The organism is Pseudomonas sp. SAR267, assembly GCF_052077595.1.
GTDB classification, from domain to species: Bacteria; Pseudomonadota; Gammaproteobacteria; order Pseudomonadales; family Pseudomonadaceae; genus Aquipseudomonas; species Aquipseudomonas vlassakiae.
In genome coordinates this window covers 1,285,825-1,309,246 of sequence record NZ_JBQIHU010000001.1, presented here as the reverse complement: position 1 = coordinate 1,309,246, position 23,422 = coordinate 1,285,825, and the positions used below count along the sequence as shown (strand labels likewise).

Sequence of the window (23,422 nt, the reverse complement as noted above, 5' to 3'; positions counted from 1 at the left end):
ATGTCCAATTCCATGAAGCAATTGCTTGAACGCATGAGCAAAGGTTCGGTGACCGAAGGCTGGGGGGCCGTCGCAGCCTATAGCCGCAGCCGCCTCAACCGTTTGCTCGAGCAGCAATATCTGGCTCGGCTGGAGGATAACAGCTACCTTCCGCCGTTCTCCGAGGTGCTGGCCGGTCAGGCCGTGGGCCAAAGGGTGAGGGTGCAACGCCTGGAGTTCGGCGCGCCGCTGTTGTCGTTCAGTAGCGCCTCGATGGAGAACTCCAGGGCCACCCTGACCATGAACATCGTCAGCGGCACCCTCGACACGCTCGGAACACTGATCAGCAGCACCGTGGTGACCGAGGCGCTGGGGTTGTGGGTGCAACTGGAAGTCGACCTGGAGGTGGTGGTAGGGGAGGTCAGTCGCTACGGCCGGGTCAGCCTCAACCTGTCCCATGCGGCAACCATTACCAGCAACCTGTTCGAAAACACGCCTGACCTGAACGCCTTGCTGACGGCGGCATTGCAGGACTGGATACACGCGCTGCCGGCTCGATATGCGGTATTCGAACTGGGAACTGTGGACTTTTCCGGCTACGACCCCTTGGCGCCGACGCGCTTCATCATCCGCACCCAGGCGGCGCCTGGAGCACGAGTACTTGGGGCCTTGAACCATGGTGACGGCGCAGTGCTGGTGTTCATACAGCTGCGGGCAAATGCCCGCGAAGGCATGCGTCCTGGCAGCAACTACCCTTACCTGATACCCGATGGCGACTATTCCGCGACGCTGGTGCTGAACGAAAACCTGCTCCACCACGCATCTGACCAGGGGCTGGAGCTGCTGGCCCGCTTGCTGTTCCCTGAGCTCAACGCCTTTGTGAAACGCGAAGACCATACACCGCGGGACCGGGCACTGTTCGGCAACATCGACCCGCTGCGCACCCAGCTGACCCTGGAGCCTGCGCTGGGTGCGGTGATCGTGGCTGGGGAGCGGCAGCAGTTCACCCTGCGCGACGGGTTTGGCCAGCCAGTGACCACGGGTGTCAGCTGGCGAGCGTTGAGCCCGCAAAGCCATACCGAGGCCGGCCACGGCGTCATCGATGCCAGGGGCTTGTACCAGGCCCCTGCCATCGCCGACATGGGCAATGAACTGATCACCGCCATCGTTACCGCCGAACGCGAGGAAGCAGGGCAGACCTACCGCGCTGCAGCCCGCTTGCTGGTGTGCGCCGAGCATCTGCTGGTCACGCCCAGCGCTGGCGCTTTCCGCCCCCAGCAGGAACAGGGGCTGGATGTGTGGAATGCTGGCCCCAAGGCCGCGAGCTTCGAGCTGCTGGAGCCACGGCTGGGTGAGCTTGCAATACTCGGCGACAAGAGCGCCAGGTTCGTGCCGTATCGCCAGACCCAGCGGCGTCTGTTGGCAGTACAGCAGGTGCAGGCCAGCGCCGGCGAGCAACGTAACGCCGCACTGATCATGGTCAACGGTGAGCCTCTGCTACCGCTCGAGCCACCCTTCATGCCCAGGCTCGGCCATGGCAGGACCACGCAGCTGAGCGAAGTCAACCGCATCATGCCGAATCAGGCCAGGCGCTGGCGCATGCTCGCGGGGGCCGGCAGCGTGACCCCCTCCGGCCTGTTCCAGGCCTCGGCACAACAGCAACCGCAGAGCAATGTGGTGGCTTGCGAAGTCGTGCACAACGGGGTCGTGTTCGCCTCGGGCTATAGCGTGCTCAAGCAGACCGACCTGGCAGAAAACGACACCTGGAAGGCGTTGAGCCTGTTCACCATTACCGTGGGCAAGAGCGGCTCAGGTACCGTTGGCAACGTCGCTTCCAGTGGCTACCAGCAGCTGGAGGTGGAAATCACGGTGCAAACCCAGGCCGTGGACGGCAAGGATTACAAATTGAGCATCGACGAGATCGCCACCCTGGCGCTGTACGATCGCTCGGGGCAAGTCATCGCCAGCCTGGCCGACAGCGAGGAGGGGATTGCCGAGGACGAAGGCCCCGCATGGCGTACCAGCCGGGTGAAGAACCGTTTCGTGCTGGCTAACGATAGCCAGCCCGTGGTGGGCGAGGCGGCAGCGCCTCACGGGGATGAAGACCGCACCATCCGCCAGATCTTCTACTTGCATCGACGGGGCGCTTCCGGCTCCACGGTCTTCTATGCCGGCTTCAAGTCGGATTCCGATGTGTGGCACTACTCCACCGACTTCTCCAGGGGGCTCAACAGCACCATCGAGGTACGGGTATTGACACCGGAGCCCTACAAGTCTTCCGACTACACACTCGTGCGCAAGCGCGTGGACGGTGGCGGCGAAGATGAGGGCAGTGTGGATCCGGAAAGCCCTGACTTCGACCTGCATCCCGTAACGACCGACTACTGGTTGCTGGACTACCGCGCAGGCACGTTCTACACCGCCGACTTCGTCACGGCGCACGAAGGTGATCTGGAAGCCGATGTGAACACCTCGATCGTCCGCTGGGAGAGCACCTATGGCAACGAGGTGTACCACAGCTACACCGGTTATGCCTTCCAGAACCACGGGCAAGCCGAGCCGAAGAACATTTCTTTTGATGACAGGATGGCAGAGGTTCTTGGCCGCAACGATTTCGCCACTCCAATCACCAGCCAGTACGAGGCCGGGCTGCTGCTTATTGCCAACTTCCGCAACCGTGACCGCAGGCTGGACGCGGTCCGTGATCTTGATGAGTACGCGAAAATGAGCAAACCATTGCGCGTGAGGCTACGCGATTCGAAGGGTAACGAGCACGTTGTACAACTCGACTACCTGCCACGCAGCATCATCGGTGATCGCAACGTGCTGGTACACAGTGTGCCGAGCCGCCCGTCCGGGCAAAGCAATGTCATCCGCTTGACCAACCGCCTCGAAGGAGCTGAGTGATGAAGAGTATCAAGGGTGTGACGAGCCTGCTGCTGATGGCGTTGCTGGCAGGCTGTGGCACGGCGCAGGCGCCCTCGAGCGATTCTGTAAAGGTAGCCAACTCGGGGCTTGTCAAGTTTGCCCAGAGGATGGACGGCCCTCAGCACCCGGGAGGCAATCAGTGTTCGGTCAGCGTCGGCGCGGTGGGCGAGTCGCGCAAGAAGACCAAAATGTCTACCGCTGGCTGTGGCAACGACGTCGTGACGTTTTTCAAGCTTGAGGATGTGGCCAGCTCCACGCTCATCGATCTGAGCTCGGAGTTCAAATGCTGGGGTGGAGACTGGTTATTCCGGGTACGTGCCATCAAACAGCCGACGACTTCGGTCTGGCTGGACATTCGAGACCTGAGAAACAGGGAAGAAGGAGACATCGTCGCGCCGGGTGTGGAGGTCATCCGTTCGGAATACCATCACGGCAATATCGAAGGGAAGCTCTCATGCACCGAAATCTTCCCACCAGAGCGTTGAGCCAACACTTGTAAGTGACTTCAGCGGCTTGAGCGTCGCGGGGAGGATCCATCATGGCTGCAGCAACTTCCGTGCATTCCAATGCATTCAATTTTTCGTCCTATGTGCAGACCGGCGTCGACCCGCGTACGGGGCAGTACACGATCGCCCTCAAGCTGCCAGAGCTCAAGGCCAATGCGCTGCAAGGGCCGGACTTCGAACTTTCTCTGTTCTATACCCCCTTGAACACTGAAGACTCAGGTTTTGGCAAAGGCTGGAACATGCAGTTGAGCCAGGTGCGCAAGACCCAAGGTAGCGAAGTCGTGACACTGAGCAGTGGGGAAACGTACCAGATCACCGACGAGTCCGACGGGCAGTTGCTGATGCGCGAGCAAAAGCTCAAGCAGTTCCAGCTCTACCGTGAAGCGCCGGCCGAAGCGGGTGGGGCTGGGCGCTATCGGCTGGTGCACCGCTCCGGTCTGGTAGAGGTGCTGGAAATCATGCAGTCGCAGCAAGCCGAGGTGGCCTTGCCGATTGAAATGCATTCGCCCATGGGCCACACGCTATGGCTTACCCACCGCGACCCGTTCGGCCCAGGTTCCGAGCCGTTCCTGAGCGTACGCGATGCTGACGATACCCTGTTGGAGATTACCCGCAGCGCAAATCAGGTCGATATCCGCTGTTATCCCTACGGCGGTGACGATGGTGAGCCACTGGCTCGCTACCGCTTGGCCCTGAGCCAGGCCGATAAACGGGTCAGTGATGTCATCCTGCCCACCGCCAACCAGGCTCGCTGGCATCTGGAGTACAGCACTCAGGGCGGGTTGCTGTGCGTGAGCAACGTCCAGACCCCGCATGGGGGGCACGAGGCCGTCTTCTACCAGGACCTTGGGCACGAATTCCCGGCGTCTGCCGGCCGTACAAGCAATCTGCCGCGGGTCACCCGCCATGAAACGTCGCCGCGTTTTGGTCAACCAGCGATGGTGGTGACCTATGAATACCCTGGGACGCGCAATTTTATCGGCGGCGGCAGTACGATCCCCTGGCGGGACGATGGGCGTGACAACCTTTACCAGGTGGGCCCGGATTACACGTACCAGTCGGTTGAAACGCAGCTTGGCCCTGTGCTGGAAACGGACGACGGTCCGCTGCAAACCAGACGGATCATCACCCGGACCTTCAACCGCTTCCACTTGCTCACCCTTCAGCACACCCAGCAGGGTGACAATGTGATCGAGGCGATTACCGAGTATGGTGACAGCAATGGTGACTTTGACGCACAGCCACCACAGTTTCAGCTGCCGGTAACGGAGACCACCCGCTGGTCGCTGGCGAGCGAATCGGGCAAGCGCCGCGTTGAGACGACCCGCAACAGTTACGACAATCAAGGCAACCTGCTTACCCGCACGCAGGCCAATAACGTGGTGGAAACGCAGGTTTGGTACAGCGTCGCCGAGGAGGGCTACCCAGGCGACGGGTCCGGTTTCGTACGCCACCTCAAGTCCAGGACGGTGAGCCCTGCCGACACCGGTCATGACGGGGCGGCGAGGTTGAAGCGCGTCTATCGCTACAAGGCCTTGCAACCGCTGGGGGCATACCTCGAGAACCCCTGGCTGCTCGTGGAAAACGAGCAGTTGCTGGACGCAGGTAACGCGGATGAAGTGCTGGAAGAAACGCAATTCCTCTACTACGACCAGCCATCGGTACCCGCCATCCAGTATGGCCGGGTGCGCACCCGCACCGTGAAGTACCCGGCCGGCGAACCCGGCAAAACCTTGGACAGCGTGACTGCGTTCAGCTACGAGCTGACGGGCCAGGGACGCGCGTTGCAGTCTGGCGAGACCCTCACCGGCTACGATGGCCAGCGCAAGAGCCTGACGCTGGAGCACGACCTGCAAACGGGTGAGCCTCTGCTCAACCGCGACGACAACGATGTCGAGATACGCTATGTGTATGACGCCCTGCGCCGGGTGACCCTGGAAACGGTAGCGCCGGGCACAGAATACGAAGCGTCGCGTCGTTACCAGTACTTCCTCTGCGCCTATGACAACGAGCAGGCCCAGCAATGGGCGCAGGATGTCAAACAGGTGCAGACCCGCACCCTGTTCGACGGGCTTGGGCGGGCCATTTTCGAAGAGCGGCAGGATACCGACAGTACGACCTTCGCGGGCGCACCACGCCCCATCTACCGGGCCCTTTATGATGAATTCGGCCAATTGAGTGTAGAAACCGAAATTGACTGGTTGGGTGATCGTTTGTTGGAGCTTGCAAGTGCCTACCACTACGATGACTGGGGAGAGCAGTACAGCGTCACCGACCCGGACGGGGTCATCAACGTCGAGCAGACCGACCATCTGGCATCGGCGCTGGGACCGGTTCGGCGCGCCTGGCGGGAACGTGACGACCGCCGCGACGATGAGGGCAAGCGGATCAAGTTGAGCGGTGTGGTCGAAACGCACATGAACCTGTTCGAAAAGGCCAGCCGCATTGAGCGTTTCGGCGAGCAAGGGCAGAGTGTCAGCGTGCAGGTCAATGATTACGACGGCCTTGGCCGGATTCGCCGGCAAACCTTGGGCAGCGGTGCCAAGCAACGGGTTGAAACGTTTCTCCACGATCCGTTCGACCGCCTGCTGGAGCAGCGCCTGGCCGACGGCAACACCGTCTATCGCACCTATGCACGCCACAGCACCGGTGATGTCCCGGTCAGTATCCGCGTCGGCAAGGCCTTTGAAAGTGCCATTTTATTGGGCGAGCAGACATTCGATGGCCTCGACCGGCGCACCAGTGCCACCACCGGTGGGCGGCTGCAGAAGTTCAGCTACGACCCGGGCCAGCGCCAACCCTGGCGGATGACTGCGGCAGATGGCACTCACGTGGATTACAAATACAACCCCCTGCTTGGCGAGGAACCCACCTGGAGGGTGTTGGCTGGCACTGAAGCCAATTACACCTACGACAAGCTCAACGCCAGGCTCACCCACTGCGATGAACCGGCGTATAAAATGGACCGTACGTATTTCAGCCACGGCGAAGTGAAAAGCGAAACGCGTGAGGTGGATGGCGAGCCTTACCACATGAGCTACAGCTACAGTTATCGGAGCCGGTTGCGCGCCTATGAGGATGTTCAGGGCCAGACCCAGGTCAATGCATACGATGACAATGGCCGCCTGGATTACACCGAGCTAAGGGCACCCTCTGCGCCGCAGGCCAACGGGTCGCGGCGCCGGCCATTCGATGAGCAGGTGTTGTTGCGGGCCACTTTCCTGTATGACGAACTGGGTCGCCAGCAAAGTATCACCACGCTCGACCTGGTCGACAATCAGGCGCTGACAACAACCCTGGACTATGACGAGTTCGACCGCGAGACCCTGCGCACATTCGAATTTGCCGATACCGTGCAGACGCTGGAACAGGGCTACGACGAATTCGACTGCCTGGAGTACCGCACACTCAGGGAGCGGCCGAAAGACGGCGACGAAGTACAGTCCGTGTTGCTGCGCCATGAAACCTACCAGTACGACTTGCGCGGGCGTTTGTCTCGATATGACTGCGAGGGCCCGCTGGCTCCGGTCGACCCTTCAGGCAGAACCATAGCCATGCAGCTGTTCGGCTTTGACGCAGTGGATAACATCACCTCTGTGCTCACCCAGGAGCCGGGCGGCCGGCCGGTTCGCACAAAGTACGTGTTCGACGGCACGGACCCGGCTCAGCTGCAAAGGATCGAACCTGCCGACGCGCCCCCCATCGACCTCGAATACGACGCCAACGGCAACCTGACGAAAGATGAGCAAGGCAGGCAGTTGCGCTATGACGCGCTCAACCGGCTGGTCAGCGTGACGACACCAGAAGGTGAAAGCCAACGTTATCACTACGACCCTGAAAACATCCTTTCGGGCACCTCAGCGGTCAGCGATAGCGCAGGGTGAACTTCAGTGCTCCCTTGGCGTTGCCTGCGCGCACCGCGCTGCTGGGTTCGGTCTGATAAAAACGGGCCTGGAAGTTCAGCAGCGTGCTGCCGCCTTGCACGGGGGTCAGTGGCAGCTCGGTGTCCAGTGGCATCGGGTTGCCTTGGTAGAGCACCTGGATGCCTATGCCGCGTGCGTCGGAATCATCGGTGAGGCTGAAGACGTTTTCGCCATTGGCCTCGATCGGCCCGGAGCCGTTGATACCGTTCAACTCGATGGTCGCTGTGGTCAGGTTGTCAGGGTCGTCTGGGTCGACCTGGCAGTTGGTCAGGCTGATCTGGAACGGCTTGAGTGGTGTCTTGAAGCCGACATGAGTGAAATCGGCCTTGCTCCACTCACCCAGCTCTACCGGGCTCGGGTTGACCGGTTGGTCTGCGGTATTGCATTGAGTCTGGATTATTGTCGCGAGCAAGGTGTAATTCATCACATGGTTGAAGGTGCGGTCAACATGGCCCGTAACCAGCACGCCTCTTATGTCGTGCGCGCCTGGCGCAATGTCGCCGGTTTTGACCAGCGTTATGCCGTGGCGCCAGCCAAGCAATTGCCCGGTGACGAATGGATGTTTGACGTGGAAGGCAGTGAAGGGCACCAGAGGCGGATTACGGCCGATGGGCCCCCATTCCGGAAGCTTCAAGAATGGTTGGGCCAATCTCATCACGACGCCTATACCCGGTACATTGGTCTGCAATACGTGACCGTTGACGTCCTGGCCGTTTATCGGCGGCAGGGGACCGGGGTGAACGCCTCTGGTTGCCTTGGCCTCGAAGTGAATAGGGCCATCATCGTCGGCTACGCACCTCAGTTCCAGGTTGCTGTCGTCGGGAGTGATTACGGTTACGTCCGCCGGCCCGATCACGGTCCCTATCCTGGCGTCCCGTGGCACATAGAGGGTGCCCATGTTTCGTTGGTAGACCTTGAGCGTGCCGCGTCCTATTGGTCTCAGCTCGCAGTAGCCTACATTGTCATCGGCCAGGGCAGTGGTGGCCGACCAGGCGATGCTTGCCAGCAGGGCATGGCGCAGGGTGGTGGTGTTGATCAACTTCATCGATGTTGTCCTTGCTCGCACCGGCTCCGCGATGGCGCTGTGCCGGTATTGATTCGCTACAGGCATGCCTGGGTGTGCAGTCGATAGCCCTCGACCAACGGTATCGCCTGGGGGTCGAGGGACAGTTGGCACTGCGCTTGAGATCGCTCTCCCCAGTTCACTTGCAGTTGCTGCGGGCGATCATGGGTGCTCAACAACGACTGGCCTGCCTGGCCCACTACACCCAGCACTTCACCGTCGCTGGCGGTGACCTGGGCACCGAAGGGCAGGGGGTGCCCGTTGGCATCGTGCAGCGTCAGCACCAGGCGCGATACCTGCCGCGCCTCGAAGCGTTGCCTGACCACCGCGCCTCGGCGCGGTACTACCTGGGCGGTGCCGTTGTCGATCTGCACGTCCAGCCCGAGACGGTCGGTGTTCAGTTCCAGGGCATTGCGCCGATAGGGTTGCAGAGCTGGCACGATGGCGAAGCCGTCGGCATTGGTACGTGTGTCGGCATTGAGCAGACCCACACCGGCAATCCCGGGGACCTCTATCAGCCCGGCGGTATCGCCCAGGTAAGGGCTGAACGCCACGCCATCGGCATGCATCAGCACGGCCCCACTGGCATTGAGGTTCAGGTTGCGATAGCCGTGGCCTTGGGTAAAACCGCTGCCCAGCGAGGCTTGTGGTCCTTGATAGCCCAGTGCCAGCGAGGCGACTTTATTGTGGTCATGCTCCTGGCTGACGCTGGCGCTGTAACTGAGTGCATCGTTGCCTCTGCCGCTGAGCGAGGCACGTTGGCTGTAGCCATTGTCACTTTTGCGCATCTCGAAGCTGGCGTTGGTGGAGCGTCCAAACTGCAACGGCATCGACAGCATCAGGCCAATTTGCTGGTCACTGCGGTTTTTGTCCGTCAGCGATTGCGAGGCATACAGGTTGTAGGTAATGCCACTGTGGTGGGTGCTGAAATTGAGCTGGTACTGCCGCTGGGTGGCGGAGTAGTGCCAATAGTCCTGTTGTGAAACGGTCAGGGTCAATGAACTGGACTTGCCCACCCGTTGGTGCGCGGAGGCCTCCAGGCGGCTGCGGCGCCCGCCCAGGAATTGGCTGTCGCGATTGCGCTGGTTCACTGCTTCGTCGAAATCCCGGTAGCCGGGCGTCGAATAGCGGTAGCCGGCAAAACGCAGGGTCGTCTGGGTGTTGAAGGACTTGCCATACCTTGCTGCGTAGCTCATCCCCTGCACCGCGCCGCCCGCACTGGCATCAAGGTCGGTGAGCGAGCGCGTGGCATCGACCGCCACTGCGCCGATTTCACCCAGGTCCTTGCTGATGCCCAGTGCCCCCGCTCGGTAGAATTCGCTGGCCATGAGCCCGCCGTACAGTGTGGCGTTCCAGTGCGTGCCCATGGCCAGGGTACCTTGCCAGAGCAGGGGCTTTTCCTGTGCGCTTGCAGGGTTGTAGCGTCCCAGCGTGGCACTGTAGCGCCACACACCTTGGCGCAACTGGTTGGCCAGTGTCGAGTAAGGCTGGATGAACCGGCGCACCTGGCCGTCCTCCTCGGTCAACACCACCTCCAGTTCGCCACTGCCCGAGGTGCTCAGGTCATCGATGACGTAAGGGCCCGCACTGACGTAAGTGGAATAGACCGGATAGCCGTTCTGCCAGATTTCCAGTTTCGAGCGGCTCTGTGCCACGCCTCGGATAACGGGGGCGTAACCCTGTTGCGAGTCCGGGAGCATGGACAGATCCGAGGCTACGCGCACGCCCGCAATCGGGACGCCGCGAAACACATCGCTGCTGGTGAAGGTTTCACCCAGGGTCAGGTTGGCGTGGGTGCCGGGCAGATCGCGTTGGACGTAAGTCTGGCCTCTGGTCCATTCTTGCAGGCCCTTGTTGTCCTGGCGCCAGGACTGAGTGCTGCGCAAGCGCCACTCGTCGAAATTCAGGCCGCTGTTGAGGTACAGATCGTGGCTGCTGGAGCGGCCTCGTGTGCGACTGTGACCTTGCTGGGTGGACGCCTGGTAATTGAAGAAAGCGGCATTGATGCCGCTATCCCACTGTTGTGGGTCGATGTACCCAGCCACGTCGCGACGCATGGCAATCTGCGGGATCGATAGCGACAGTAAGAGCTCCCCCGGTGAGAACTTCACCATGGCGCCAGGCACTTCCCGCACCAGGTCCAGGCAGGTGGCCTGCCCGGCATCGGCGTCATCCAGCGCAGCCAGCCTGAGGCCCCAGCTGGCCAGCAGCGAGGGCGCAAGGCAGGGTTGCAGTCCTGCGTCAGGGTGAGGTTGAAAATCCAGTGTATGTTGACCGACAGATTCGAGATTGACCTGAACTTGAACGCGATAGGCGCCAGGTGCCAAGGACTGATCGGCGAGCAGTTTCTGCAGCGCCCACGCACTGGCTTGTTGGGGCTGCCCGGGCACCTGGTGCAGAAAGCCGCTCTCGAATTCAGGTTCGGCGTGACTTGCGGGAATGTGCAGCATTGCCGAAATGCTACCGAACAGGCAAAGGAGTGCGTGCCGCCGGCGGCTTACGGCACGCCAGTGATGGTGAAAAGAGTGCATGTGCAGGAGTCCTTGCGTAGAGCGCGGCGTTGCCTTAGCGGGCCATGCTTACCGGCGCCTTCACAGGCTCGGTATTGCCGCCGAAGTCGTTGATCACCGTGAACTGCGCCTGCAGGTCGGTGGCGGGCTTTATCCCGGTCAAGGGGTAGGCCTGGGTGCTGAGTGGCAAGAGCATGTCGGCAGATTTCAACGTGTAATGCTGGCCTTTGCCATTGACTTCCAAACGCCTGAACGTGATATGAAACGGTGTAGGGTTCTCCACCAGTAATTCGGCTTGTCCGTTATTGTTGTTGAATGAGAATTTCAACTCGTTAATCTGTCGGGTCAATGAACCGGTTATCTGGTGGGGGCGATAGAACAGTTTGATACGGGTGCGCAACGCAATATTCAATACGTTGTCGGCGTCTTTGTCGGTCTGCGGTATTTCCTGAACATTGAGGTAGAACAGGGATTCGCGGTCGGTCGGTAACGTGTTGGGCAATGCATTGATCTGCAGCTGTTGATCGTCGCCTGGGCCCAGGCGAAACAGGTGCGGGGAGGCGATGAAGGGTACCGGTATCGTCGCCATGTCCTCGGCAGTATTGACCCAGGCCTGCACGGCATAGGTTTGTTTGCTGGGGTTGCGAACGACGGTCGAAGCACTGGTCTTGTCGCTGACGAATACCAATCGGGTGCTGTTCAGGCTCAAGGCTGCGTGGCTGGCATTGAAGGGAGTGGCGAGCAGCAGCAAGGTCATCCAGGCAGAAGACACGCGCATGCATACGGCCAGTAGTGAATTTCCGGACATGGGATTGCTCCAGGTTCCAGGCGCGCGGGCGCGCCCGGAGGTTCAGCAGGGGGGGGATCATGCCCCTGGATTGCCCAGGGGCGCGCAGGTCACGGCGTTTCTACGGTGAAGTTGAGGTTGGCCGAAGCATTGCCTGCACCAACCGTTGCGACGGAGCGGTAGTAGGCCGTGAATGGCAAGCGAGTCTCGCCGGAGGCCTGCAGTGGTTGCGGGGTGGAGGGGCTGCCCGGAGCAACCAGGGTGTCGCTCCAGTCTTTCAAACCAAGCGCAACCCCTGGGGCGGGGCTGGCGCCGGTGACGGCGAAGTAATTGTTGTCAGTGCCATCTGCAGTGCCACTGAAGGTGACGTGCACTTCATCGCCCAACGACGCGCATTCGGACTTGTCTGGCACGATGAGTTCAAAACGCTTCTGGTTGACGTCCACGCCAACATTGCCTCCGAACGCCGCTTTAGGTAACGCTCCCATATCGATGGTAGTGCCAGCACCGCCGCCGGGCGGACTGATCACGATGGGGCAGGTCACGTCGGTGATAGAGCCTTGAAAGATGATATTTCCAGTGTTGGCAAATGCGCTGGTACCTGCGGTGCTCAATATTACGCCAGCTGAAAGGGCAAGCAGTGACTTCTTCATAAGATGTCCCGAAGTGGATGTTGTTTATGGTGTTGAAGCGTTTGAAGTGCGCGAGACAGCACTGCGCTGTATCGTTTAACTTGGCTTCGGGGGCATCTTATGAATTTGTGCTTTTGTTCTGCAATGGTTATTTCTTGGTGTGCTTAATATATTTTTAATCCAAGTGAAATATGGAGTTTTTAAAGTTGTAAATTCTGATGAGGGTAAGTATTAATTTAACCGGTCAAGTAAGTTCAAGAGTTGGGGTATAAGTTTTTTCTGGTTTTAATGTAAGGCTTGTATGTAGTGCAGGATAGGGAAGGGAAGGCAAACAGGTGATGCGCGCAAGGAGGCGTCTCACGCCCGGGCGCGAGACGTCTGTAGGTAGGAGGTCAGTGCGTGCCGCCCTGGCCGAGCAGCTGTTTTTCCTGATGCCAGTCGAACGGTTCATCGTTCTGCTCAGCTTCGTAGCGGCGTTCTTCGAGCTGCTGGTACAGGGCGAGCTCTTCGTCCGGCATGAAGTGCAAGCAGTCACCGGCAAAGAACCACAGCAGGTCGCGAGGCACCAGGTGGGCAATTTGCGGATAACGCTGTATCACCTGGCAGATCAGGTCCTGGCCCAGGTACTGGCTTTGCAGCGGGTCCTGTGGCAACAGCGTCAGCAGTTCGTCGAAGCGTTCGAGGAACAGGGCGTGGCTTTCTTCCGGCACCTGCTCTGCCTCGCCCAGCGCCACCAGGATGGTGCGCAGGTGCTGGAGCAGTTGCAGGTGATATTCCAGGTGGGGGTTGGCCATGGAATGGGTCCTCGGTATGGCTGAAACGGGGGGCGGAGTATACGCCGCCCCCCGATGCTCGCGAAGGGTCAGCGCACCGTGCCGGGTTCAGCGAGCAGTTGTGCCTTGTCGAAGGCATCGACATCGATCACCTTGCGCCGCGCCTGTTCGGCATCGAGCAGGCGCTGACCTTCGCCAGGTTGCAGTACGCCTGCCTCGACGGCGGCGTCGATGCTGGATTGGCCGGGGGTTGGCTGGACTTTGCCTTCCTTGATGGCCTGGTGAAGTGCCTTGCGCAGCGGCGCCGTGTCGTCGAGCTGGTCGCTGGCCCTTTGCAGCGCGGCGACCGGGTCGTTTTCTGCTTGCGGGCGGTAACAGCCGGCGAGCAGCGCTTCCAGCGCCGGGTCGCCCTTGCGCCGACCGATCAGCTCGGCCACTTCGGCATCCAGTTCATCACTGGGCCCTGTATGGCGACGGCCGAAGGGGAATACCAGCACCCGCAGTGCGCAGCCGACAAAACGGTTTGGGAAGTTGTCGAGCAGGCGGTCCAGCGCATGCTCCGCCTGGCCCAGGCTTTCTTCCATGGCCCAGCGCAACAGCGGCTGCAGGTATTCGGGCGAACCCTGATCGTGATAACGCTTGAGGGCGGCGCTGGCGAGGTACAGGTAGCTGAGAACATCGCCGAGGCGGGCACTGAGGCGCTCGCGGCGCTTCAGTGCCCCGCCCAGCAGCATCATCGACAGGTCGGCCATCATCGCGAACGCCGCCGCCTGGCGGTTGAGGGCGCGGAAGTAGCCTTGGCTCAGGGCGTCGCCTGGCATCTGCTCCAGGCGACCCAAGCCCAGGCCGTAGATCAAGGTGCTGGCCGCATTGCCGGCGGCGAACATGATGTGCTTCATCAGCAGGTCATCGAACTCGACCAGCGCCTGGTCGCGGTCTTCGCGGGCGGCCAGGGCCATTTCCCTGAGCACGAAGGGGTGGCAGCGGATAGCGCCCTGGCCGAAGATCATCAAGTTGCGCGAGAGGATGTTGGCCCCTTCGACGGTGATGAAGATCGGCGCGCCCTGCCAGTTGCGCCCCAGATAGTTGTTCGGGCCCATGATGATGCCCTTGCCCCCATGCACGTCCATGGCGTGCTGAATGCATTCGCGACCGCGCTCGGTGAGGTGGTACTTGAGGATCGCCGACAGCACCGAGGGTTTTTCGCCCAGGTCCACGGCCTTGGCGGTGAGCAGGCGGGCGCTGTCCATCAGCCAGGCGTTGCCGCCGATGCGTGCCAGCGACTCCTGGATGCCCTCGAAGGCAGCCAGCGGCACGTTGAACTGCTCGCGGATATTGGCGTATTGGCCGGTGACCAGGCTGGTGTACTTGGCCGCGCCGGTGCCCACGGCGGGCAGCGAGATCGAGCGGCCCACCGACAGGCAATTCATGAGCATCATCCAGCCCTTGCCGAGCATGGCCTGGCCGCCGATAAGGAAGCTCAGCGGCACGAACACGTCCTTGCCGCTGTTGGGGCCATTCATGAACGCGGCGCCCAGCGGCAGATGGCGCTTGCCGATGTCCACGCCGGGGGTGTCGGTGGGGATCAGCGCCAGGCTGATACCCAGTTCTTCTTCCTCGCCCAGCAGATGGTCCGGGTCGTAGGCCTTGAACGCCAGGCCCAGCAAAGTGGCGACCGGGCCCAGGGTGATGTAGCGCTTTTCCCAGTTCAGGCGCAGGCCGATGACTTCCTCGCCCTGCCATTGGCCTTTGCAGATCACGCCGGTGTCAGGCATGGCTCCGGCGTCAGAGCCGGCCAGAGGGCCGGTGAGGGCGAAACAGGGTATTTCGTCGCCGCGGGCCAAGCGTGGCAGATAGTGATTGCGCTGCTCGTCGGTACCGTAATGCAACAGCAACTCTGCCGGGCCGAGGGAGTTTGGCACCATCACCGTGGACGCAAGGTCGCCGCTGCGGGTGGCCAGTTTCATGGCAACCTGCGAGTGGGCGTAGGCGCTGAAGCCTTTGCCGCCATACTCCTTGGGGATGATCAGGGCAAAAAAACCATTCGCTTTGATGTGCGCCCAGGCCTCGGGCGGCAGATCCAGGTCCTGGCCGATCTGCCAATCGCTGACCATGGCGCAGAGCGCTTCGGTGGGCCCGTCGATGAAGGCCTGTTCTTCGTCGCTGAGGGTGGGCGCCGGATAAGCGAGCAGGGTACGCCAGTCGGGGCGGCCGCTGAACAGTTCACCGTCCCACCACACGGTCCCGGCGTCGATGGCTTCACGCTCGGTCTGCGACATCGGCGGCAAGGTGCGCTGGAACCACTTGAACACCGGGCCGCTGAACACCTTGCGCCGCCATTGCGGCAGCGCCACGAGGGCAGCCTTCAGCGCCAGCACGATCCAGAACAGTGCCAGCAGCCAGCCAGGGGCACTGCTGAAAATGCCCATCAGCAGCACGTACGCGGCAATGCTGCCAAGAATCTGCAAGGGCGCCAGGCGCCGGTGCGTGAGGTATGCCGCGCCGATCACCAGCACCACCAACCACAACAGCAACATAATCGGTCCTCCTTGGAACCAAGGGCTTGAGCCGTCCCAGTCAGCTTAGACGTAACGCTGTGAACGGCAGGGTCAGAACAGTGACAGGGTGTGGCGGTCAGAGTTTCAGCGTTTTGTTTGTCTGTAGCGGCCTCTTCGCGGGCAAGCCCGCGAAGAGGCCGGTACAGGCGATAAAGCTCTGGAGTAGACTGTCCCACCTCCGCATTCATAAGGACGTTGCCATGCTGAAGATCTGGGGCCGCAAGAATTCGAGCAATGTGCGCAAGGCGCTGTGGATCGCCCACGAACTGGGGCTGGATTTCCAATCGATCGACGCTGGCGGCGCCTTCGGCGTGGTCAACGAGCCGCACTACCGTGCCCGCAACCCAAACGGCCTGGTACCGATGCTGGAGGACGGCGACCTGACCCTGTGGGAGTCCAATACCATCGTCCGCTATCTGTGCGCCGAATACGGTGCAGAGCAGGGCTGGTACCTGGAGAATCCACGCCAGCGCGCCCAGGCCGATAAGTGGATGGACTGGACCACCTCGTCCTTCGCCGGGTCGTTCCGACCGCTGTTCTGGGGCCTGCTGCGCACCCCCGAAGACCAGCGCGACTGGGTGGCGATCAATGCCGCGCACAAGCAATGCGCTCAGTTGCTGGCCATCGCCGATGAAACGCTGGCCAAGCAGGCGTATCTATCCGGTGACCAGATCGGCATGGGCGACATCCCACTGGGTAGCTTTGTCTATGCCTGGTTCGAGATGCCCATCGAGCGCCCGGCCATGCGTCACCTGGAAGCCTGGTACGCGCGGCTCAAGGGCCGCCCGGCCTATCAGGCTGCAGTGATGACTGCGCTGACCTGACCTTGCTTCGATAGTCATTATCAATACATGTGACTGTACTTGTGCGGCCTGGCCTTGCACCATGGCCGCACTCACTGCGCCAGTGATCTGCCCTGGCGTGTCCTGCACCTTATTCTTCGGTAAGTGACCCGCTATGAGTTCCGCCCTGTCCATCCGACAGCTGACCAAGACCTACGGCAACGGCTTCCAGGCCCTCAAGGGCATCGATCTGGATGTTGCCGAAGGCGACTTCTTCGCCTTGCTCGGCCCCAACGGTGCCGGCAAGTCCACCACCATCGGCATCCTCTCGACCCTGGTCAACAAGAGCAGTGGCACGGTGAACGTGTTTGGCCACGATCTGGACCGTGAGCCCTCGGCGCTCAAGCGTTGCCTGGGCGTGGTGCCGCAGGAGTTCAACTTCAACCAGTTCGAGAAATGCTTCGACATCGTCGTCACCCAGGCGGGCTATTACGGTATCCCGGCCAAGATCGCCAAGGAGCGCGCCGAACAGTATCTGACCCAGCTGGGTCTGTGGGACAAGCGCGATGTGCCGTCGCGCTCGCTGTCTGGCGGTATGAAGCGCCGCCTGATGATCGCCCGCGCGCTGATCCATGAACCACGCCTGCTGATCCTCGACGAGCCTACCGCTGGCGTGGACATCGAGCTGCGCCGTTCGATGTGGAGCTTCCTGACCGAGCTCAACCAGAAGGGCATCACCATCATCCTCACCACCCATTATCTGGAAGAGGCCGAGCAGCTGTGCCGTAACATAGGCATCATCGACCACGGCACCATCGTCGAGAACACCAGCATGCGCCAACTGCTGGGCAAGCTGCATGTCGAGACCTTCGTCCTCGACCTCAAGCAGGACCTGGCCACGGCGCCCGTGCTGCAGGGCTACCCGTGCCGGCTGCTGAGCCCGCACACCCTGGAAGTGCAGGTGGAAAAAGACAGCGGTATCACCGCGCTGTTCGGCCAGCTGGCGCTGCAGAACATCGAAGTGCAGAGCCTGCGCAACAAGACCAACCGACTCGAGGAGCTGTTCGTGTCCCTGGTGGAAAAAAACCTGTCGAAGGTGGCCGTATGAGTGTCGAACTGCGCACCAACTGGGTTGCCCTGCAGACCATCGTCTACCGCGAAGTGCGGCGCTTCCTGCGTATCTGGCCGCAGACCCTGCTGCCGCCGGCGATCACCATGGTCCTGTACTTCGTCATTTTCGGTAACCTGATCGGCCGGCAGATCGGTGACATGGGTGGCTTTACCTACATGCAGTACATCGTGCCGGGGCTGATCATGATGTCGGTGATCACCAACTCGTATGGCAACGTGGTGTCGAGCTTCTTCGGCAGCAAGTTCCAGCGCTCGATCGAAGAGCTGATGGTGTCGCCGGTGTCGCCGCATACCATCCTGGTCGGCTATGTGCTGGGCGGCGTGCTGCGGGGGCTGGCGGTCGGGGTGATCGTGACCATCCTGTCGCTGTTCTTCACCGACCTGCAGGTGCACCACCTGGGCGTGACGGTTGTCGTGGTGCTGCTGACCGCGACCATCTTTTCGTTGCTGGGCTTCGTCAACGCGGTATTCGCGCGCAACTTCGACGATATCTCGATCATCCCGACCTTCGTGCTGACCCCGCTGACCTACCTGGGCGGGGTGTTCTACTCGATCAACCTGCTGCCGCCGTTCTGGCAGACCGTGTCGCTGGCCAACCCGGTGCTGCACATGGTCAACTCGTTCCGCTACGGCATCCTAGGGGTGTCGGATATCAGTATTGGTACGGCGATCAGCTTCATGCTGGTGGCCACCGCAGTGCTCTATGTGCTTTGCGTGCGGCTGCTGGTCAGCGGCCGCGGCATGCGCGCCTGACAGCCGTTGCTTGCGCCGGCGCCACTGCCGGCCAATCCACCAGCGCCAGTACAGCAGGGTGGCGAAGTAGGCGAGTACGCCGAGCACCACCCCGCACACCACCGAACCCAGCAGGAATGGTTGCCACAGCGTGGCCAGCTGGTCGGTGATCCATTCGAAGGTCAGTTCGTCCGGCAGGCTGCGTGGCGGAATCTGCATCAGCCAGGCGCCGGTCATGTAGGTGACGAAGAACACCGGTGGCATGGTCAGCGGGTTGGTCAGCCAGACCAGGCTGACGGCGATCGGCAGGTTGCCGCGCACCGGGATCGCCAGTGCCGCGGCCAGCAGCATCTGCATGGGAATGGGGATCAACGCGGCGAACAGGCCCACACCCATGGCTCGCGCCACCGAGTGGCGGTTGAGATGCCAGAGGTTCGGGTCATGCAGCAGCTTGCCGAAAAAGCGTAAGGACTTGTGTTCCCGAATACTGGTCGGGTCCGGCATGTAGCGTTTGAAAAGTCGGCGCGGCATGTAGGCTCCCGGAGCGTTGATCGGGGCAGTATGCCTCGATTCCCGGTCGGCCTCGTTTAGAGTTTGTGACAATTGTTGAGCGGACAAAGCCGGCTTTTCGTCTATGCCTCTGTAAGCGATGTTGCTTCTGGAGCTCTACTTCATGCGCACAGGGATGTTTGCGCTCGCGCTCGGGCTGCTGTGCCTGGGCCTGCTTCCCGTTTTGCCATCTGTCGGATGGCTTTTGCTGCTTTTGTTCGGCGCAATCTTTTGACTGTGCACGCGGTTATGGCCACTGGGCTGTTTCGTGCTGGGGCTGTGCTGGGCCTGCTGGTCGGCCCAGCAGGCCCTGGATGATCGCCTGACCGCGGGCCTGGATGGCCGCACGCTTTGGCTGGAGGGCCGGGTCGTCGGCTTGCCGACGCGAACTGCGCAGGGCGTGCGCTTCGAGTTGGATCAGCCTCGCTCGCGCCGCGCCGAACTGCCCCGGCGCCTGCAATTGAGCTGGTTCGATGGGCCGGCCATACGGGCTGGCGAGCATTGGCGCTTGGCGGTCACCTTGCAGCGCCCGGTCGGCTTGCTGAACCCTCATGGCCCGGATCGTGAGGCCCAGCTGCTGGCGCGACGTATCGGCGCCACCGGCACGGTAAAGGCGGGGCAGGTGCTGCACCCGGTGGCTCCAGGGTGGCGGGATGCTTTGCGCGAGCGTTTGCTCAAGGTTGATGCCCAAGGGCAGGAAGCGGCATTGGTGGCCTTGGTACTCGGCGACGGGGCGGGCTTGGCCCGCGAGCAGTGGCAGACGTTGCAGGCTACGGGCACGGTGCACTTGCTGGTGATATCCGGGCAACACATCGGGCTGGTCGCGGGTTTGTTGTATGCCTTGGTTGCGGGCTTGGCGCGCTGGGGTCTCTGGCCGCGGGGATGGCCATGGTTGCCGTGGGCGTGCGGGCTGGCGCTGGCGGCGGCGCTGGCCTACGGCTGGCTGGCCGGCGCCGGCGTGCCGGTGCAGCGAGCCTGCCTGATGCTGGCAGTGGTGTTGTTGTGGCGCCTGCGTTTCCGCCAGCTTGGGGCGACGTTCCCGCTGTTGCTGGCGTTGATTCTGGTATTGCTGGTCGAACCCCTGGCGGCGTTGTTACCCGGCTTCTGGCTGTCGTTCGCAGCGGTGGCGATCCTCATCTACAGCTTTGCCGCACGGATTGGCGGTTGGCGACCCTGGCAGGCCTGGGCGCGGGCTCAGTGGGTGATCGCTGTCGGTCTTTTGCCGGTGCTGTTGGCTACAGGCTTGCCGGTTAGCCTGAGTGCGCCTGTGGCCAACCTGCTGGCGGTGCCCTGGGTCAGCCTGGCGGTGTTGCCGCTGGCATTGCTCGGTACGCTGTTATTGCCACTGGCAGGTGTCGGCGAGGGCTTGCTGTGGGTCGCGGGCGGCTCGCTGGATCTCCTGTTTCGCCTGCTTGCCTTGATGGCGCAGTGGCGGCCGGTATGGATGCCGCCGGCACTGCCGGTATTGGCCTGGTTAATGGTGTGTGCCGGGGCTCTGCTGCTGTTGCTGCCTCGTGGTGTGCCGCTTCGCGGCCTTGGCGGGGTCATGCTGCTGGCCCTTTGGCTGCCGCGGGATTCGGTACCGCATGGGCAGGTCGAGGTCTGGCAGCTGGACGTTGGTCAAGGCTTGGCGGTACTGCTGCGCACGCGTCATCACAGCCTGCTCTACGACGCAGGCCCTGCGCGGGGTGACAGTGACCTGGGAGAGCATGTGGTGTTGCCGACCTTGCATAAACTGGCTGTGCGGCAGTTGGATGTGATGTTGATCAGTCATGCTCATGCCGACCATGCCGGTGGCGCTGCGGCCATCCACCGAGGCTTGCCGGTCACGCGGGCCATTGGTGGCGAAGCGCTGGCCGACATTCAGTTGCAACCTTGCACCCGTGGCGAGCGATGGACATGGGACGGCGTGGACTTTTCTCTCTGGCGCTGGTCGGACGGGCAGAGCAGCAACGACCGCTCCTGTGTGCTGATGGTCGAGGCACAAGGCGAGCGGATGCTGTTGGCGGGGGATATGGAGGCCGGCGCCGAGCGGGCTTGGCTGGCGGATACCGAAACGCCTGCTGTCGATTGGCTGCAGGCGCCGCACCATGGCAGCCGTACATCCTCCAGCGAGGCCTTCATCCGCGCCACGGCACCCCGTGGGGTGCTGATTTCGCGGGGGCGCAACAACAGCTTCGGGCATCCGCATGCGCAGGTGGTCGAGCGGTATCGGCGGCATGGGGTGGTGGTGCATGACACTGCGGTGGACGGGGCTTTGCGGGTGGTGTTGGGTGGGCAGGGGGAGGTGGCGGGAGTGCGTTGGCAGAGAAGGTTCTGGCGGGGGCGGTGAGGTTGGGGCTGATAGGTGCCTGCCATGAGATCTTCAGCGCCTGTGACATCGAAACTGTGATGGCGAACACTCGCGAGCCCCAGCAGCATTTCCCTGACCTCCGGCAGATGAGCCCCTTGCGCTCCTGTGTTAGAGTGGCGGCCTTTTTCCAGAGGGGCGTTTACTGTGTGGGAATTGGTCAAGTCCGGTGGTTGGATGATGCTGCCGATCATTCTGAGTTCCATCGCCGCCATGGCTATCGTCGTCGAGCGCCTGTGGACCCTGCGCGCCAGCCGCGTTACCCCGCCGCACCTGCTGGGCCAGGTATGGATATGGATCAAGGACAAGCAACTCACCAGTGACAAGCTCAAGGCCCTGCGTGCTGATTCGCCGCTGGGCGAGATCCTCGCGGCGGGCCTGGCCAATTCGCGCCATGGCCGCGAAATCATGAAAGAGTGCATCGAGGAAGCCGCCTCGCGCGTCATCCACGAACTGGAGCGCTACATCAGCACCCTCGGCACCATCGCTGCCATGGCGCCGCTGCTCGGCCTGCTGGGCACCGTGCTGGGCATGATCGACATTTTCAGCGCTTTCATGGGCTCGCAGATGACCGCCAATGCCGCGGTGCTGGCCGGTGGTATCTCCAAGGCCCTGGTCACCACCGCAGCCGGCCTGATGGTCGGTATCCCGGCGGTGTTCTTCCATCGCTTCCTGCTGCGCCGCATCGACGAACTGGTGGTGGGCATGGAGCAGGAGGCGATCAAACTGGTGGAGGTGATCCAGGGCGACCGCGAAGTGGAAGTGGCCGGAGGCAAGGCGTGAAGTTCCGGCGCAATCGCCAGCGGGAGAACGTCGACATCAACCTCGCATCGCTGATCGATGTGGTGTTCGTCCTGCTGCTGTTCTTCGTGGTCACCACCACCTTCACCCGCGAGACCCAGTTGCGTGTCGAGCTGCCCGAGGCGGCGAGCGCCGAGCAGCCGCCGGCGGACCAGGGCAAGCTGGTTGAAGTGACCATCAGCGCCGATGGCGTGTATTCGGTGAACAATCACCTGCTACCCAAGAGCGACCTGGCGACCCTGACCGAGGCCATCGAGCGCGAGTCGGGGGGTGACAACAAGTTGCCGCTGGCCATCAGCGCCGATGGCAAGACCCCGCACCAGGCCGTGGTCACCGCAATGGATGCCGCCGGCAAGCTCGGTTTCAGCCACCTGCGCATGACCACCGTCGAGGCTGCCCAGGGGACACCTTGATGGCGCTCGCCGACCGCTTGCTCGCCGCCTGGTACGCCGGGCATCCGGCCCTGGCGCTGCTGCGCCCGCTCGAAGCGCTGTACCGGCGCGTGGTGATGCGCAAGCGCGCGCGTTTTCTCAGTGGTGAGAGTGCCAGCTACCGGGCACCGGTGCCGGTCATCGTGGTAGGCAACATCACCGTGGGGGGCACCGGCAAGACGCCGATGATTCTCTGGCTGATCGAGCATTGCCGTCGCCAGGGCCTCAAGGTTGGCGTGGTCAGCCGTGGTTACGGTGCCAAGCCGCCACACTACCCATGGCGTGTGGAGGCCAGCCAGCCAGCCGCACAGGCCGGCGACGAACCCTTGCTGATCGTCCAGCGCACGGATGTGCCGCTGATGATCGACCCTGACCGATCTGCTGCGGTAAAGGCGCTGCTGGCCAGCGAGCCACTGGACCTGATCCTGTGTGACGATGGCATGCAGCACTACCGCCTGGCCCGTGACCTTGAACTGGTGCTGATCGATGCTGCCCGTGGCCTTGGCAATCGCCGTTGCCTGCCGGCCGGGCCGCTGCGCGAGCCTGCCGAGCGGCTGCAGGATGCCGACGCCGTGCTGTTCAACGGCGCCAGTGAAGACCGCGCCGAGGGTTTCGCTTTGCGCCTGCAGCCGTCCGCCCTGGTCAACCTGCGCAGCGGCGAGCGCCGTGGACTGGATCATTTCCCGGCAGGCCAGCGCCTGCACGCGGTTGCTGGTATCGGCAACCCGCAACGTTTCTTCAATACCCTGCTGGGGCTAAACTGGCAACCGGTGCCGCATCCCTTTGCCGACCACGCGCAGTTCAGCGCCGAAAGCCTGGCGTTCAGCCCGGCGCTGCCGCTGGTCATGACCGAGAAGGATGCGGTGAAATGCCGGGCCTTCGCAGCCGATGACTGGTGGTACCTGGCTGTCGAGGCACAGCCTGCGCCAGCTTTCGGCGCGTGGTTCGACAGCCAGCTGCAGCGCTTGCTGCGCGAGCCCTGAGCCC

At 62.1% G+C, this 23,422-nt stretch carries 16 protein-coding genes and 1 pseudogene; 10 read left to right on the top strand and 7 right to left on the bottom strand.

Translation table 11 applies throughout. The features are described from left to right. Genes ACTORR_RS06425 through ACTORR_RS06415 form a run of 3 tightly spaced genes read left to right on the top strand, consistent with a single transcriptional unit; the run spans position 1 to position 7,297 of the window. Positions 1-2,886, top strand: a complete 2,886-nt coding sequence (locus ACTORR_RS06425) for a hypothetical protein (RefSeq protein WP_313364597.1) — start codon at positions 1-3, stop codon at positions 2,884-2,886. Beyond that, complete coding sequence (locus ACTORR_RS06420; protein ID WP_313364598.1) at positions 2,886-3,392, top strand: hypothetical protein; 507 nt, start codon at positions 2,886-2,888, stop codon at positions 3,390-3,392. Before ACTORR_RS06425 ends, ACTORR_RS06420 begins: the two co-directional genes overlap by 1 nt. Positions 3,393-3,445: 53 nt before the next feature. After that, positions 3,446-7,297: an RHS repeat domain-containing protein gene (locus ACTORR_RS06415; RefSeq protein ID WP_313364599.1), complete on the top strand. Its 3,852-nt coding sequence runs from the start codon at positions 3,446-3,448 to the stop codon at positions 7,295-7,297. Here ACTORR_RS06415 and ACTORR_RS06410 read toward each other — a convergent pair. From ACTORR_RS06410 to ACTORR_RS06385, 6 genes are all read right to left on the bottom strand, one after another. Next, positions 7,278-8,381: a fimbrial protein gene (locus ACTORR_RS06410; RefSeq protein ID WP_313364600.1), complete on the bottom strand. Its 1,104-nt coding sequence runs from the start codon at positions 8,379-8,381 to the stop codon at positions 7,278-7,280. The genes ACTORR_RS06415 and ACTORR_RS06410 overlap by 20 nt on opposite strands. 56 nt (positions 8,382-8,437) lie before the next feature. Further along, positions 8,438-10,849 carry a fimbria/pilus outer membrane usher protein gene (locus tag ACTORR_RS06405; RefSeq protein ID WP_441343593.1) on the bottom strand — a complete coding sequence of 804 codons (2,412 nt, stop codon included), beginning with the start codon at positions 10,847-10,849 and terminating at the stop codon, positions 8,438-8,440. A 115-nt stretch (positions 10,850-10,964) separates the two neighbouring features. After that, on the bottom strand, positions 10,965-11,717 hold the full coding sequence (locus ACTORR_RS06400; protein ID WP_099814814.1) for a fimbrial biogenesis chaperone: 753 nt from the start codon (positions 11,715-11,717) through the stop codon (positions 10,965-10,967). An 89-nt stretch (positions 11,718-11,806) separates the two neighbouring features. After that, positions 11,807-12,349 carry a fimbrial protein gene (locus ACTORR_RS06395; RefSeq protein WP_099814815.1) on the bottom strand — a complete coding sequence of 181 codons (543 nt, stop codon included), beginning with the start codon at positions 12,347-12,349 and terminating at the stop codon, positions 11,807-11,809. 371 nt (positions 12,350-12,720) lie between these two features. Beyond that, positions 12,721-13,122: a PA2817 family protein gene (locus ACTORR_RS06390; protein ID WP_099814816.1), complete on the bottom strand. Its 402-nt coding sequence runs from the start codon at positions 13,120-13,122 to the stop codon at positions 12,721-12,723. Between the two features lie 68 nt (positions 13,123-13,190). Then, positions 13,191-15,638, bottom strand: coding sequence for an acyl-CoA dehydrogenase (locus tag ACTORR_RS06385; protein WP_099814817.1), 2,448 nt, complete (start codon positions 15,636-15,638; stop codon positions 13,191-13,193). A gap of 221 nt (positions 15,639-15,859) precedes the next feature. Between ACTORR_RS06385 and ACTORR_RS06380 the strand changes: the two genes are divergently transcribed. From ACTORR_RS06380 to ACTORR_RS06370, 3 genes are all read left to right on the top strand, one after another. After that, the gene (locus ACTORR_RS06380; protein ID WP_313364602.1) at positions 15,860-16,483 is read left to right on the top strand and encodes a glutathione S-transferase; all 624 of its coding nucleotides are present in this window, start codon (positions 15,860-15,862) and stop codon (positions 16,481-16,483) included. A gap of 133 nt (positions 16,484-16,616) precedes the next feature. Continuing rightward, a complete protein-coding gene (locus tag ACTORR_RS06375) occupies positions 16,617-17,549 on the top strand; it encodes an ABC transporter ATP-binding protein (RefSeq protein WP_441343591.1) in 933 nt (310 codons plus the stop codon). Further along, on the top strand, positions 17,546-18,325 hold the full coding sequence (locus tag ACTORR_RS06370; RefSeq protein ID WP_054883737.1) for an ABC transporter permease: 780 nt from the start codon (positions 17,546-17,548) through the stop codon (positions 18,323-18,325). Before ACTORR_RS06375 ends, ACTORR_RS06370 begins: the two co-directional genes overlap by 4 nt. Here ACTORR_RS06370 and ACTORR_RS06365 read toward each other — a convergent pair. Then, on the bottom strand, positions 18,209-18,835 hold the full coding sequence (locus tag ACTORR_RS06365) for a DUF2062 domain-containing protein (protein ID WP_313365922.1): 627 nt from the start codon (positions 18,833-18,835) through the stop codon (positions 18,209-18,211). The genes ACTORR_RS06370 and ACTORR_RS06365 overlap by 117 nt on opposite strands. A 142-nt stretch (positions 18,836-18,977) precedes the next feature. Here ACTORR_RS06365 and ACTORR_RS06360 point away from each other — a divergent pair. The 4 genes and pseudogenes from ACTORR_RS06360 to lpxK all read left to right on the top strand — a co-directional run bounded on the left by ACTORR_RS06360 (position 18,978) and on the right by lpxK (position 23,418). After that, positions 18,978-21,185, top strand: a pseudogene (locus ACTORR_RS06360) (DNA internalization-related competence protein ComEC/Rec2). 165 nt (positions 21,186-21,350) lie between these two features. Continuing rightward, complete coding sequence (locus ACTORR_RS06355) at positions 21,351-21,986, top strand: MotA/TolQ/ExbB proton channel family protein (RefSeq protein WP_023379394.1); 636 nt, start codon at positions 21,351-21,353, stop codon at positions 21,984-21,986. Then, positions 21,983-22,417: an ExbD/TolR family protein gene (locus ACTORR_RS06350; protein ID WP_054883740.1), complete on the top strand. Its 435-nt coding sequence runs from the start codon at positions 21,983-21,985 to the stop codon at positions 22,415-22,417. The genes ACTORR_RS06355 and ACTORR_RS06350 overlap by 4 nt, the downstream gene beginning before the upstream one ends. Beyond that, entirely contained in the window at positions 22,417-23,418 is a 1,002-nt protein-coding gene (gene lpxK / locus ACTORR_RS06345; protein ID WP_313365720.1) for a tetraacyldisaccharide 4'-kinase, read from the top strand. Before ACTORR_RS06350 ends, lpxK begins: the two co-directional genes overlap by 1 nt. The last annotated feature ends 4 nt before the right edge of the window (positions 23,419-23,422 follow it).